Origin of the sequence: Halioglobus sp. HI00S01, from assembly GCF_001635445.1 — a bacterium.
Taxonomy (GTDB): Bacteria; Pseudomonadota; Gammaproteobacteria; order Pseudomonadales; family Halieaceae; genus Halioglobus; species Halioglobus japonicus.
In genome coordinates this window covers 1-233 of the sequence record NZ_LWEE01000381.1, presented here as the reverse complement: position 1 = coordinate 233, position 233 = coordinate 1, and the positions used below count along the sequence as shown (strand labels likewise).

Below are 233 nucleotides of genomic sequence, written 5' to 3'. Positions count from 1 at the left end.
AACACCATCGAGACTGCAGTCCGTCAGGGACAGCGGACCGGTAAACTCCAGGCGACCATCAACCAGTGCCGCCTCAATCAGGGATTGCTCGAACTGACCGCCCATCAGACGGGCATTGCCATCAACGACCGAGTTCACAGGATCAATCACAATAACCCGGTCATCACCGAAGTTGACCGATGCTCCCGCTTCAACCCGCAGGGTCTGGAATGTGTGGACACCCACCAGAGTCT

1 protein-coding gene is annotated in these 233 nt (G+C 57.1%); it reads right to left on the bottom strand.

All coding sequences use genetic code 11. The annotated features are described in order from the left end of the window. Positions 1 to 233: hypothetical protein (locus tag A3709_RS24275; RefSeq protein WP_197484347.1), on the bottom strand; the 233-nt coding region annotated here is incomplete at both ends.